15 protein-coding genes are annotated in these 14,252 nt (G+C 30.5%); 4 read left to right on the forward strand and 11 right to left on the reverse strand.

What is annotated here, in order from left to right; translation table 11 throughout:
• Positions 1-137: 137 nt before the first annotated feature.
• From RYO54_RS07925 to RYO54_RS07955, 7 genes are all read right to left on the reverse strand, one after another.
• A complete protein-coding gene (locus RYO54_RS07925) occupies positions 138-572 on the reverse strand; it encodes a MarR family transcriptional regulator (protein ID WP_315117316.1) in 435 nt (144 codons plus the stop codon).
• Positions 573-706: 134 nt separating this feature from the next.
• Positions 707-2,095: an MATE family efflux transporter gene (locus tag RYO54_RS07930; protein WP_399549209.1), complete on the reverse strand. Its 1,389-nt coding sequence runs from the start codon at positions 2,093-2,095 to the stop codon at positions 707-709.
• Between the two features lie 148 nt (positions 2,096-2,243).
• Positions 2,244-3,695, reverse strand: a complete 1,452-nt coding sequence (locus tag RYO54_RS07935; RefSeq protein WP_315117317.1) for a TrkH family potassium uptake protein — start codon at positions 3,693-3,695, stop codon at positions 2,244-2,246.
• Positions 3,646-5,052: a Trk system potassium transporter TrkA gene (gene trkA, locus RYO54_RS07940; RefSeq protein ID WP_315117320.1), complete on the reverse strand. Its 1,407-nt coding sequence runs from the start codon at positions 5,050-5,052 to the stop codon at positions 3,646-3,648. The genes RYO54_RS07935 and trkA overlap by 50 nt, the downstream gene beginning before the upstream one ends.
• 116 nt (positions 5,053-5,168) lie before the next feature.
• On the reverse strand, positions 5,169-5,534 hold the full coding sequence (locus tag RYO54_RS07945; RefSeq protein WP_315117322.1) for a DUF4363 family protein: 366 nt from the start codon (positions 5,532-5,534) through the stop codon (positions 5,169-5,171).
• A 12-nt stretch (positions 5,535-5,546) separates the two neighbouring features.
• Positions 5,547-6,263 (reverse strand): DUF421 domain-containing protein, encoded by a 717-nt coding sequence (locus RYO54_RS07950; protein ID WP_315117324.1) that lies wholly within the window; start codon positions 6,261-6,263, stop codon positions 5,547-5,549.
• Between the two features lie 163 nt (positions 6,264-6,426).
• On the reverse strand, positions 6,427-7,068 hold the full coding sequence (locus RYO54_RS07955) for an aspartate/glutamate racemase family protein (RefSeq protein WP_315117326.1): 642 nt from the start codon (positions 7,066-7,068) through the stop codon (positions 6,427-6,429).
• Positions 7,069-7,245: 177 nt separating this feature from the next.
• Between RYO54_RS07955 and RYO54_RS07960 the strand changes: the two genes are divergently transcribed.
• Together RYO54_RS07960 and RYO54_RS07965 are read left to right on the forward strand one after the other, a co-directional pair.
• Positions 7,246-7,689, forward strand: a complete 444-nt coding sequence (locus tag RYO54_RS07960; protein ID WP_315117327.1) for a cell wall hydrolase — start codon at positions 7,246-7,248, stop codon at positions 7,687-7,689.
• Between the two features lie 35 nt (positions 7,690-7,724).
• Positions 7,725-8,168 (forward strand): hypothetical protein, encoded by a 444-nt coding sequence (locus RYO54_RS07965; RefSeq protein ID WP_315117329.1) that lies wholly within the window; start codon positions 7,725-7,727, stop codon positions 8,166-8,168.
• Positions 8,169-8,293: 125 nt separating this feature from the next.
• Here RYO54_RS07965 and RYO54_RS07970 read toward each other — a convergent pair whose 3' ends face one another.
• Positions 8,294-10,210 (reverse strand): ABC-F family ATP-binding cassette domain-containing protein, encoded by a 1,917-nt coding sequence (locus tag RYO54_RS07970; protein WP_315117331.1) that lies wholly within the window; start codon positions 10,208-10,210, stop codon positions 8,294-8,296.
• A gap of 159 nt (positions 10,211-10,369) precedes the next feature.
• Between RYO54_RS07970 and RYO54_RS07975 the strand changes: the two genes are divergently transcribed.
• On the forward strand, positions 10,370-11,926 hold the full coding sequence (locus tag RYO54_RS07975; RefSeq protein WP_315117332.1) for an ABC-F family ATP-binding cassette domain-containing protein: 1,557 nt from the start codon (positions 10,370-10,372) through the stop codon (positions 11,924-11,926).
• Between the two features lie 66 nt (positions 11,927-11,992).
• On the opposite strand, the gene RYO54_RS07980 is transcribed toward RYO54_RS07975, so the two are convergent.
• Together RYO54_RS07980 and RYO54_RS07985 are read right to left on the reverse strand one after the other, a co-directional pair.
• Positions 11,993-12,589, reverse strand: a complete 597-nt coding sequence (locus RYO54_RS07980; RefSeq protein WP_315117334.1) for an HAAS signaling domain-containing protein — start codon at positions 12,587-12,589, stop codon at positions 11,993-11,995.
• Entirely contained in the window at positions 12,573-12,896 is a 324-nt protein-coding gene (locus RYO54_RS07985; protein ID WP_315117336.1) for a PadR family transcriptional regulator, read from the reverse strand. The genes RYO54_RS07980 and RYO54_RS07985 overlap by 17 nt, the downstream gene beginning before the upstream one ends.
• 144 nt (positions 12,897-13,040) lie before the next feature.
• On the opposite strand from RYO54_RS07985, the gene RYO54_RS07990 reads away from it, so the two are divergent.
• Complete coding sequence (locus RYO54_RS07990; protein WP_315117338.1) at positions 13,041-13,592, forward strand: hypothetical protein; 552 nt, start codon at positions 13,041-13,043, stop codon at positions 13,590-13,592.
• A 23-nt stretch (positions 13,593-13,615) separates the two neighbouring features.
• On the opposite strand, the gene RYO54_RS07995 is transcribed toward RYO54_RS07990, so the two are convergent.
• On the reverse strand, positions 13,616-14,191 hold the full coding sequence (locus RYO54_RS07995) for an ECF transporter S component (RefSeq protein WP_315117339.1): 576 nt from the start codon (positions 14,189-14,191) through the stop codon (positions 13,616-13,618).
• Positions 14,192-14,252 lie beyond the last annotated feature (61 nt).

Below are 14,252 nucleotides of genomic sequence, written 5' to 3' on the forward strand. Positions count from 1 at the left end.
TCCTTTTCGTTTAACTTGCTATACTAATTATTTACATACTAATGCTTAGCATAGCAAGTATCCTTATAAATAATAATACCACCCTTGAATGGTATTATCAATAGCAGATTGTTAAAAAAAATTCAATATCATTTCTACTAAATATTTCTTTCATTTACATTTATTATAATTTTTCGCAATACTTCTTTAAATATTTTCAGATGTTCTTGGCTAATACCATCAATTCCATCTCTAGAAAACTCTTCTCCTATAGGTATAACTGCCTCCCTTTTTTCCTTACCCTTCTCGGTCAAATGAAGCTTTGTTACTCTTCTATCTTCACTATTTTTTATTCTTTCTACGGTACCTTCCTTCTCCATCCTATCAATCAATCTCGCAACAGTAGATTCTTTAATATTCATCTTATCTGATAAATCTTTTTGAGTTATTCCTTCATATTCTCCTATATAATAAAGAGCAATCCATTGAACCCTTGTTATATCATGAAGAGCTAATTTATGATTAAAAGCATCCACGATTTCTTTTGTGCCTCTGCTGGTTATAATTCCAATACAATCATCTAAATTAAACATAAGAACCTCCTTTTTAAAAATTGCTTATACAATTTTTACATAAGAATTAAGACTTAAAATTTTGTATAAAAAGTTTTAATGTAATTATACCTAATTAATCTTTTCTAGACCACTAATAAAATTTATCCTTGAAACTAATATCCATTTGGTGCGGGTAAACTTTCTTTTATTCTAACTTTTTTATATTTCTTACTTAAGTATATTACAAACCATGCTGTTAGAATTATTCCCTTAAACACACTAGTTAAACTTATGCTCCACCATACTCCGTTAAGTCCTAATAATTTTTCAGAAGATAATATTAATGCTGCTGGTATTCTAAGTGCTGTAAAAATTATTCCTACTAATGAAGGTGGTACAGTTTTACCTAAACCATTGAAAGCCCCTGCAGTTGTAATTTCGATACACATAAAAAATTGAGAATAAGCTAATATTTTAAGATAATCTACACCTAATGGTATAACATGCTTTTCTGGAATAAATAAAGCAAATAAAGGCTTGGCTCCAAAATAAAGCAAAAGGGTTGTACCTATTCCTAAAATACCAGCTGCTAATAAGGCCTTATAATATCCTTCATAAATTCTATCCCATTTTTTTGCTCCATAGTTTTGTCCTACATAGGCGCTTAGAGCTGTAGAAAATCCTCCAGCAGTCATCCAAGAAATTGCTTCTATTTGAGAACCTACCTTTTGAACCGCAATTGAAGCATCTCCGAAGTCTGAAACTATTCTAGCTATAATCATAGCGAATATGCAAAATAGTCCATTTTGCAATGCTACAGGCATCCCATATCTAAATACTGATTTTACACAATCAATATCAAATTTCTCTAATAGATTCACATCTTTTAATAGATCCGTCTTCTTAACTATTGTATATATAAAATAAAATGAAACTACAAATTGCGCAAAAACTGTAGCTATAGCCGCCCCTGCTACCCCAAGCTTAGGAATAGGTCCAAAACCAAAAATCAATAAAGGATTTAAAACTATATTAACTAATAATCCTATAATGTTGGTTTTAAAAGGTGTCTTACTATCTCCATATCCATTAAATATTGATGTACAAATAGGATTTATGAAAAAGAAATTTAATCCTAATGCAACAATTAAAAGATAGTCTTCTGCCATTTTTACAATAGAGTTTTCTCCTAAATTAAAAAATCCTATTAAACTTTTTCTAAATATAATTAAAATTAATGCATAAACAAATCCCATTATAATATTTAGCTTTACTGTATTCTTTATATATTTTTTAGCCCTTTTAGTATCTCCTCTACCAATGGACTGGGCTACTCCAATTTCCGCTCCTGCTTTCGACAAAAAAATAATTGAATTAGCAAACCAAGTAAAGAAACCAGCAGTACCTACCGCTGCTACAGCCTTACTGCTCAACCTTCCTAGATACAACATATCCGTAAGGTTGTATGCCATTTGAATAAAGGATGTCCCTATAATTGGCATGGCTAATTTCACTAGTGTCTTTAGTATATTCCCTTCAGTTAAATCTAATTTTTTCTCCATATTTTTACCTCTTAAATAATATTCTAAATTTGCAACAAGTAATATTTTAGCACAAAAAGTCGTTATCAGGCAAAAAAACCATACTGCTTCTTTTGCAATATGGTTTTTTAACCTTATTTTAATTATATTAACTTGCTAGAATATCATCTTATACATTTACCTTTTTCCAAAAGGTCGGAAATATCAATAATAACATTGGATATATTTCAAGTCTGCCTATAATCATACATAAGGATAATACTATCTTTGATAGGTTTGAAAACTGTGAAAAGTTTCCCATCGGTCCTACCATTCCAAGTCCCGGCCCTATGTTTCCCAAAGTAGCAGCCACAGATGTAAAAGAAGTTAATAAATCTTTTCCTTCTAAGGATATTATCAAAAGAGCTATAATAAATATAAAAATATACATAAAGAAAAAAGCAAGAATTTCTGTTAAAGTCTCCTCTTCAATAGATTTACCACCAAATTTAACTGTATAAACCGCTCTAGGATGTATTATTTTTAATATTTCTCTTTTCATAGCTTTGAAAAGTAGAAGTATTCTAATATTTTTTATTCCTCCTCCGGTAGAGCCAGCTGATCCCCCTACAAACATTAACAATACTAATATTATCTTACTAAAAGATGGCCATTGATTAAAATCTGTAGTAGCATATCCTGTAGTAGTTATAACTGACGCCACTTGAAATGAAGAGTGTCTTAATGCTTGTCCTAGATTTTTAAATATATTACCATGAATATTTATTGTTATTAAAACTATTGATGTGGCAACTATACCCATATAAAGCCTAAATTCTTCATCTTTAAAAATTGCTTTAACATTTCCCTTCAACACTTGGTAATATAAAGAAAAGTTTACTCCACAGGCTAACATAAAAATTGTAATTATAATCTCTATATAAATATTATTGTATGCTCCTATACTCAAATTTTTAATAGAAAATCCTCCCGTGCCTACCGTTCCAAAGGTATGTACTAAAGAGTCATATAGGGGCATTCCTGCTAAAATAAGTAGTACCACTTGAATAATAGTTATACAGAAGTATATTTTGTATAATATTTTAGCTGTATGTCCTAATCTTGGAACAATCTTTCCTGGTGTTGGACCAGGACTTTCCGCCTTCATTATTTGAAGACTTCCCTTTCCAACAGAAGGTAGTATGGCTAAGGTCATTACTAGCACTCCCATTCCTCCCGCCCAATGGGTAAAGCTTCTCCAAAACAAAATGCCTTTAGGTAATCCCTCAATCTCTCTTAAAATACTTGCACCTGTTGTAGTAAACCCTGAGCTTGCTTCAAAAAATCCATCTATAAAAGAAGGGGTTACTCCACTAATAACAAAAGGTAGTGATCCAAAAAAAGAAATTAATATCCATCCAATAGCAACGATAGCAAAACCATCTCTAGCATAGATGTTTTTATTTTTAGGCTTTACTGCTGCTGCTAAAAATCCTACTATTAATAGTATAACTATAGTAATCACAAAAGCTTTTATATCGTAACCCCTATTTATAATGGATACAAAAAGGGATGGTACCATTATTAAAGCTTCACATATTAATAAAATCCCCAAATTTTTTAAGACCATTCCAGAATTCATTTTCTAATCCTCCAATTGCACCTATAATTAAATCATCAATGCTATTAACATTTTTACACTTTGTAATCACAATAACACGATCTCCTTGAATAATGGAGTCATTACCATTGGGAATTATAATATCATTTTTTCTAACTATAGTTGCAATAATAGAATCCTCTTTAAATTCTATATTTCTTAATGGCTTATTTATGTAATTACTTTTATCATTTGCTATAAATTCTAATATTTCAGCCTTTCCTTCTAAAATACGATATAAAGATTCAACTTTATTTCCTCTAACATACTTTAATATTTGATTTGTAGTAATCTCCTTAGGACTTATAATATGGTCAATACCCAAGTTATTCAATATATTCATATAATTAGTTCTACTATTTTTTGCTATAACTTTTTTCACCCCGTTTTGTTTCGCTAAAAGAGATGATAATAAATTCTCTTCATCAATTCCTGTCACAGCGATAAATACATCCATGTCCTGTAAATTTTCTGATAACAATACATCTTCATCAGTACCATCTGCATTAATAATAAGAGCTTTAGGAAGAAGTTCTGAAAGCTCCACGCAGCGCTTTTTATTTATTTCAATAATTTTAACTTTCATTCCCATGTCAGATAACATATTAGTTAAATAATAAGCAATCCTTCCTCCTCCTAGGATCATAACATTCTTAAATTTAAATGGTATTAGTCCTGCTGATTTACAGAAATTATACAAACTAGAAGACTTCCCTACAACATAAATATTGTCATTTTCCTCAAACTTAATATTTCCATTAGGAACGATTACCTTTTCATCCCTTATAATGGCACCAACTAAAGCTGAGATTTTGGTATCATAAAAGATGTTTTTTAAACTTTTCCCAACAATGGGCATGCCCTCTGTTAGCTTTAATTGAATCATTTTTACTCTACCTTTTGCAAAACTTTCTACATTCATAGCTGGTGAGAAATTCAAAGATTGAGCTATTTCATCTGCTGCAGCTAATTCTGGATTAATAACCATTTCTAGTTCTAACTCCTCTTTTAATAAAAAAAGTTCTTTGGCATACTCTGGATCTCTAATTCTCGCAATAGTGTTCACTGCACCTAATTTCTTTCCAGTTAAGCAAGCTACCATATTTATTTCATCACTTCCAGTAACAGCCATGAGTAAATTTGCTTCAGTTATTCCCGCTTCTAACAGGACACTAGTGCTAGTACCACTACCCTTAATACACATTACATCTAAGTTCTCTTCTGCCTTTCTTAAAGCTTGAGGGTTTTTATCAATTATAACTATATTATGGTTTTCTTTTTCTAAATTCTCTGCTAAGTTATACCCTACTTTACCCGCTCCAATTATGATGATATTCATAAAATCCTCCTAATATATTTATGTTAAACCTATAATTAAAAATATCAAAATAAATATCGTATAAAATATATTATACAACAAAATAAAAACAGTTCTAGATGTCAACTAAATTTTATTTATTTCCCTAAATTTCGCCAATGCTCATAAGCTTCATTTAATTCCATCAAAGCTGATGCCTTATCTTTAGCCATAACGGCTCCACGTAAGCGAGCCAAACTAGTGTTTAATGAACTTATTTCATCTCTTTCTGAGCTATATTGTACCCTTTTCACTATCTTCTTCCACGTATTATCCAATAAATCTATACTTTCATCAACTTGATTCCAATTCTCATTATTGACCTCTTCTATAGTTCTTTCAATAATTAATGGAAGATTATCATCTTTACCTAAGGGTTTCTTCAAATAGCTACCACTCAACATAATTACTATAAAGACTATCAATATACCAATTGGAATGGCCCTCTCCAAAAATTTCTTCATGTCATATTCTCCTTACTTATTTTTTATATTATCTTTATTTTTTATACCATCCTCATATTTATCAATGTAAAGATTCCCTGTAGACTCTAATGTAGCTAAAACTACCTCTGATACATCTTTTATCTTTTGTTTCTTCAACTCTTTCATAAGCCATTTTTTATCCTTTTTAATTTTAGCTAAATTCTCCTCAATAATCATTCCATCATAAATTAATCCTGTACTAAGTTTGGATGGAGAAACAGATATTTTCATATCTTTAGCTGTTACCGGATTATTCTCCGCTTTTTTGAGCACAGAAATCTTACCATTAGGTTCTAGTATTGCAAATTCAACTTCACTTAAGTCAAAAATGTCCTTGTCTCTTAAAAGTTGTAAAATATCATCTATTCTATACTTCATTTTTTTTAATGCTTCTTCCATTATTTTACCATTGATTATTACTATATTAGGGTCTCCATTTATATATTTAGCTGCATACATCCATTTCATAGTTATTAATTGCATTAAGTAACTTAATACCGACCATGTAAAAAGTCCAACCCAGTGAGGCCATGCTCTACTAGATAAATCTGTAGTCAATGTACCAGCCAATGAACCAATTGTTATCCCTAATACGTAGTCAAAAAATGTTAATTGACTTATTTGTTGTTTTCCTAAAACTCTAGTAAAAATAAAAAGAGAAATATATCCGATAATGGATCTTACTACTACCACCAATGCCTCATTCACCTTATTACCACCTTTAACTCTAAATTGTCTTAATTATATTTTGCAACACAATCCTAAATTTATACTTGGATTGAAGTTAATAGCGAAAAATAAAAAAATGAAGACTAAAGGATAGAATTTCCATAGAATTCTTGCCAATATTCTTCATTTCTAATTTTTACTTTTAAATTATTAGCTTTTCTAGCATTTTAACGGCTGGATCTATAATTGGTATGGAGCTCTTTTTCTTTAATTCTTCATAAAAATATGGAAAGTGAGTACATCCTAAAATTACTACTTCACAGTTAATATGCTTAAAAAATTCCATAGCCTTATCTAAACCAAGTTTCTCCACGATTTCTTTTGATTCCAAGTTTCTTTCAATTGCGTTTACAATAGGCAATGCACCGATTCCTATTATATGAGCTTGAGGATTCCATTTTTGTATAACCTTTTCTATACCAAAGGCGCTTTGATTATTAGCTGCTAGTACCCCTATAATATTAAATTCTCTTCCCATATCTACATATACTTGAAGAGGAGTTATAATATTTACATGAAATTCTTTAGATAATTTCTCCATATCAACAGCAGCGCTTAATGAATTACAATATACGAATATATTTTTTATTTCCCTCTTTTTAATAATTTTTATCTTTTCTTTAACCATATTATTTAATTCATCAGGATATAAAACTTGAAGAATAGACTGCTCATCTGGCGTGTTTGAAATAGGATATCCCTCAGAATCATATCCATATTTCTTCAAAAACTCTTGCCCCAATTTTGTATCAAATGGAGTTCCTGCAATCACAGCAATATCCATAATAATCCCCCCTTAAAATTATTGTACACTTCACTTTATATTTTATCTTACATTTTACTTTATATTTAAATATTAACACAAATAATTTAATTTAGTTAAAATATTACAGTTTTTAAGAACTTTTTACCTCCTAAACAAATATACTAATACTGTAGCTTTATTAAGGAGATGAACTTAATGTCTTATGATAATAGAGAGCTATTAGCTAGGATTATAAAGTGTGAAGCCGGCGGTGAAGGTGACACTGGCATGAAAGCAGTTGCTTCAGTAGTTATGAATAGGGTTAATGTGTCTTACGGTGAATATCACAGATTAGGCCAAGGTGATTTAAGAAAGATTGTTTTTCAACCGGGACAATTCGATTGTGTTAGGTCTGAACTATTTGGTGTAGCTAATCCTCAAACAATTTGGGCTACTCCCCCAGAGGATATACACTTTGAAATCGCGGATTGGGCATTAGCTGGGAATAGATTATATAACACCGGTGCTTCTTTATGGTATTTCAATCCTTATATTCCAACGTGTCCCTATGAATTTCCTCGTAATGGTACCGGTAGCTTTCAAGTTAGGGTTGGCGACCATTGTTTCTATAATCCTACAGAACTTTACGCTCAGACTTAGCCTATAATAATATAATTTATAAGGAGGTCGTTCTTTTGTTTACAAGAATACCAAATAATTATTATGATTATCCAATGTGGGAGGAATCATCTATGAATTACCCCTGTGAAATGGAACCAGATATTGACTTTGAAACATCCTCTTACACAAGACAGGAATTCCCACCTGGTGGAACCACAGCACCCCCACCACGTCCTGGTACTACAGGAGGACCTAGCTTAGTAGTTCAACCTGCTCCACCAGTTCAACGAGATGTAAACTATACTCAAGGCTGGTTAACAACTCAAATAGGGAAATATGTTAAAATTGAATTCCTAATTGGAACTAATATGCTAATTGACCGTGAAGGTACTCTTACTGAAGTTGGAATTAGCTATGTAGTAATACGAGAATCCGGTACAAAGAATACAGTAATGTGTGATATTTATGCAATTAAATTTGTTACAGTATTTTTCAATCAAGATACAAGTTGTAGATAATATATTATAATTTTAATATGATAAACATACATAAGAGTAATAATTGAGTAATTTGTACTAACATTAATTTTTTATCCTATAAAGGCCGTATACATGCTGATGTATACGGCCTTTATAGGAACTTATTATATCATATCATCATTAGCCTTTTTTTCAGCAATTTTTTCTGCTATTTCATTAAGATAAACCCATCTCTCCATCTTTTCTTCTAATTGATTTTCAGCCTCTTCTTTCTCTGTCAATAAATTTTGTAGTTTATCATATTCTGTAGAGGCATTATTGATGTCACTCTCAAGCTGTTGTAATTTATCTTCAAGTTGAGAGATAATATTATCTATTTCTTCATATTCCCTCTGCTCTTTATAGGAAAACTTTAATGGCTTATTTTTTCTTCTTTCTGAATCCTTTTCTTTAGGGGCTGTGCGTATTTCTTCATTATTATTTATATTTTTCTCTATCTCTTTACTATTGATTTTTTCTTTTAAATCCGAATAATTTCCAGTATTCTGAGATATATTGCCTTCACCTTCAAATAAAAATATTTTTTCTGCTACCCTATCTAAAAAATACCTGTCATGAGAAACAGCAATAACTGCCCCCTGAAAATTATCAATATAATCTTCTAAAATTGTTAATGTTTCAATATCTAGGTCATTAGTAGGCTCATCTAAAAGCAATACATTAGGGCCTTCCATAAGTGTTCTCAGTAAATATAATCTCCTCTTTTCTCCACCAGAGAGTTTAGATATAGGTGTCCATTGCATAGATGGGGTAAATAAAAATCTTTCTAACATTTGCGATGCACTTATCTTCTCACCATCAGCAGTTGTTATTATTTCTCCCCCTTCTTTTATATATTCTATAACTCTCAAATCCTCATTCATATGATTGGTTTCTTGAGAAAATAAACCTATTTTAACTGTCTCTCCAACTTCAACTTCTCCACCATCTGGCTTCATTCTATTAGACATTATATTTATAAGAGTTGATTTTCCAAAACCATTTGGCCCAACTATCCCTATCCTATCATTTCTAGTTACTATATAATTAAAGTCCTTTATTATTTTCTTATCATGAAATGACTTATTTATATTTTTTAATTCCATAACTTTTTTACCTAGATAGCTCCCTGCCACAGAAATTTCAACTTTTTTATCAAGGGATTCTATACCTTCTTCGCTTAACTTTTCAAAACGGTCTATTCTAGCCTTTTGCTTAGTACTTCTTGCTTTTGCACCTCTTTTTATCCAAGAAAGTTCTTTCCTTAAAATATTTTGTCTCTTTTTTTCAAGAGATTGTTCCATCTCTTCTCTTTCCATTTTCTTTTCTAGGAAGCTTTCATAGTTACCATCATATGTGTATATATTTCCCCTATCTATCTCAGCAATTTTATTTACTACTCTATCTAAAAAATATCTATCATGAGTAACCATAATAAGAGCCCCTTTTCTCTTATTCAAATACTCTTCTAACCAATCTATAGTTTCATTATCTAAATGATTTGTAGGCTCATCTAAAATAAGCAATTCGCAAGGATTGATAAGAGCTGAGGCTAAGGCTATTCTTTTTCTCTGCCCTCCAGATAAACTCCCTACCTTAGCATTAAAATTTGATATACCTAATTTCATCAATATAGCTTTAGCTTCACTCTCTATCCCCCATGCATTACTAGCATCCATTTTACTAGTAAGCTCCATTATATATTCACTTGAGCTATCAAGATTTTCTATGGCTTTTTCGTATTCTCTTATGACCTCCATAATTGGTGAATTACCTCTAAATACTTGTTCTAATACTGTAGCTTCAGCTTCAAAATATGGATTTTGTGAAAGATATTCTATTTTTACTGAGTTACCCTTTATTATTCTTCCTTCATCTATACTTTCTTCTCCAGCTATTATCTTAAGTAATGTGGTTTTGCCTGTTCCATTTATACCTATTACTCCAATTTTATCTCCGTCATTTATCCCTAAATTTATATTTTTAAACAGTTCTTTTTCACTATAACTTTTACATAGATTTTCTATACTTATCAAATTCATGTTATTTCCTTTCCTAAAGAAATTTATTTTTATTTTCTTTATAACACATTGTAAAAAAAAGAGCAAATATAATAATTTCACTTTAAAAAATTTCTACAATCCTATATAATCTTTTATGTATATTTTAAAATTTGAAACCATTGAGAAAGGAATTGAGAAATGAGTATTCTATCAGTTAAAAATCTTAGCCATGGTTTTGGTGACAGAGCTATTCTAAACAATGTGTCCTTTAAGCTTTTAAAAGGGGAACATATTGGACTTATCGGTGCTAACGGTGAAGGAAAATCTTCTTTTATGAGCATCATAACTGGCAAATTAGAACCAGATGAAGGTGAAGTAGAATGGGCTAAGCGTGTTAGAATTGGTTATTTAGACCAACATACAGTATTAGAGCGTGGAATGACAATTAGAGATGTTTTAAAAGGTGCATTTAAATATTTATTTGATTTAGAAACTGAAATGAATGAAATATGCGATAAAATGGCAACTGCCACACCTGAAGAACTAGAACAATTATTAGAAGACATGAGTACAATTCAAGATATTTTAACGCATAATGACTTTTATATCATAGATGCAAAGGTTGACGAAGTAGCCCGTGGTATGGGATTAGTAGATATAGGTTTAGATAAAGATGTAAGTGATCTTAGTGGTGGTCAGCGAACCAAAGTTTTACTAGCAAAATTATTGCTTGAAAAACCGGATATACTTCTTTTAGACGAGCCTACTAACTACTTAGATGAACAGCATATAGAATGGTTGAAGCGTTATCTTCAAGAATATGAGAATGCCTTTATTCTAATTTCTCATGATATTCCATTCTTAAACAGTGTTATTAATCTTATATACCATATGGAAAATCAAGAATTAAACCGCTACGTTGGCTCCTATGATGATTTTATGAAGGTTTATGAAGCAAGAAAGCAACAATTAGAGGCTGCTTATAAAAAACAACAACAAGAAATTGAAGATTTGAAAGACTTCGTTTCTAGAAATAAAGCGAGAGTTTCTACAAGAAATATGGCTATGTCTAGACAAAAGAAATTAGACAAAATGGAAGTAATAGAACTTGCAAAAGAAAAACCAAAACCTGAGTTTAATTTCAAAGATGCCAGGACCTCTGGAAAATTAATTTTTGAAACGAAGGATTTAGTAATCGGATATGATGAACCTTTGTCTAAAACTTTAAATCTTCGCATGGAACGTGGTCAAAAGATCGCTCTTGTTGGAGCTAATGGACTAGGAAAAACTACACTATTAAAAAGTATTTTAGGAGAGATTAATCCAATATCGGGTTACGCAGCTCTAGGTGACTACCTGCACATAGGATATTTTGAACAGGAAATTAAAGAAGCTAATTATAACACTTGTATAGATGAGGTATGGGGTGACTTCCCAGGCTTTACTCAATACGAAGTACGTGCAGCTCTTGCAAAATGTGGACTTACCACAAAACATATAGAAAGTAAAATCGTTGTATTAAGTGGTGGAGAACAAGCCAAAGTTAGATTATGTAAATTGATCAATAAAGAAACTAATCTACTAGTTCTAGACGAACCAACAAACCACTTAGATGTAGATGCTAAAGAAGAGCTTAAACGTGCACTTAAATCCTATAAAGGAAGCGTACTTTTAATCTGCCACGAACCAGAATTTTATAAAGATGTGGTAACAGAAGTGTGGAATTGTGAAAATTGGACGACTAAAATTTTCTAATAGTTCTACATGCAATACTTTATTTTGATGGTATGCTAACTTATTATTTTAGCATACCATTTTACATTACTCCTCACAACCATTGCTCAATATTTGAAACTTTACACTTTTATTAATATATATAGAAACCCATTTAAAGTACTTCCCTGTATATGTTTTTAATAATTTATGTAGATAATAACCAAGTGCTGTGGATAAGGCAGTAATCACCAACTGTAATAAGTAGTTTTGGGAACCTATATTTATTGGAAGACTTGGCAAAATCCAATGTAATACAAGGAAAATAGGCATTGCGAGCAATATATAGGCCAAAATATATAAAGTAATAATAAGGAGACTTATACTCAAAATTAATGGCACAATTGCAAGCATATTGAATATTCCGATTACTATATTTGCAATGGCAAATAATTTACTAGAATTATTCTTTGTATTTTGCACCTGCTCTGAATGTTCAGCATAATATTCTGATATAATATTTCTTGCAATAACATTAACATCACCAAGATTGCTTGCTATTTCTTCTTCTGACTTACCAATTAGCATACCTTCTTCAAAGTGATTGTAATAATCTTTTAATATATCATCTCTATAATTTTTAGGTAATTTTTCTAGTTTTTTTTCTAACTGCTCTAAATAACTGACCTTATTTATTAATATCAACTCCTTTTAAAAACTCTGTTACTGAATTGAATATTCTAAACCATTCTTCCTTTTGGTTTTTGTAATGTTCAATACCAATAGAAGTTATTTTATAATACTTCCTTGGAGGTCCTACTGAAGACTCTTTTATATAGTATTCTAAATAGTTGTCATTCTGCAGTCTTTTAAGTAGTGGGTATATTGTTCCTTCTGAAATATCTATAACTTTTGAAACTTGCTCTACTAATTCATAGCCATAACAATCTTTTCTATATAAAATTTCTAATACACACAATTCAAGTACACCCTTTTTTAACTGAATATCCAAATTTCCACCTCCCAATGTATAGTATAATATACGGTATTATATAATGCAAGATAGCTTGAAATAAATTAAAAATATCTTGTTCCATATTTTGGTATAAAATGATATAATAGTATTTACCTTGGAAGAATGTTAGGAGTGATGTTAATGAAAATCCTAAAAAAATATTATGGTTATATATTATTATTAATTATTATCATTCTATCTTCTATAAGTTATAGTCAATATAAATCAAATCTTAATCTTCAAAGTAGATTAAACTACATATATTTTAATAATATTCAACATTTACGCGGTAAGTTAAACATAGAGCTAGATAATATTGCTAGTATGGACAATTGGTCTAAAGATGATTGCGAATATACACTTAATACTTTTAAGGACCTACAGCTTATATCAATACAATTTCCAGAAAATTCAGCCTTAGATGAATGTTATCGACTTCTACAATCGAATTTAAAAATTTATTCTAAAAATCTAAATGATACAGATTCTATCCCACACAAACTATCTAAGGAAAATATCATTGTTTTAGTCAATACTCTATCAACCATATACAATGATATGAAATCAACTAATTATCATTACGAAATGTGCAAGCATCCTAAAATAGGAGTGTCAAAATATAATAAAGATTACATATATCCTGCAATGGATAAGGTTAATAAAAACCTAAAAGAAATAAATCCGCACTTATAAAAGTACGGATTTATTTCTTAAACTTATTTTCTTATAATGTTTATTTTTCCATACAATAATTTAATCAATGGAATTGCAATAATGGCTCCTACGGTTACCTGTCCGATATTATTTGGAATACCTGCAAGGGCTATTGCTAGAGCTTCACTATAAGTATCTGCTTTAAATAATATAAATTTAACTAAAATTATCTTGGCTATAAAATATCCAAATACCATCCAAAATCCTGAAATCGTAAATGCAAATATGTTATTCAATACATTCTTACCTTGATAGTCCTTTCTATAAGCAATTGATGAAGCTATCAATGCCATTACTCCTTTTATTAAAAAAGTGAATGGTACATAATAGGCATATCCTGATAAAAAATCTGCCAAACTCATTCCAAGTGCCGAAGTTATCATACCCTTTCTTTTTCCAAATAAAATTGCCGCTAGAAAAACCATGCTATCCCCTAAGTGATCATACCCAATGCCCATAATCGTAGGTATCTTTATCACCATAGTGGCTACACATATTATAGCCGTCATAAGGGCCATTTGAGTAATCTCCAGTGTTTTTGAACTGCTCAATTCTTTCCTTGCAATATTCTCCTTCATTTGAATTCCCCCTACCCTTTATATATTTTTATATTTTTCCTTTAATTACATGATATAACAC

The sequence above is a fragment of the uncultured Clostridium sp. genome (assembly GCF_963515715.1).
Taxonomy (GTDB): Bacteria; Bacillota; Clostridia; order Clostridiales; family Clostridiaceae; genus Clostridium_AW.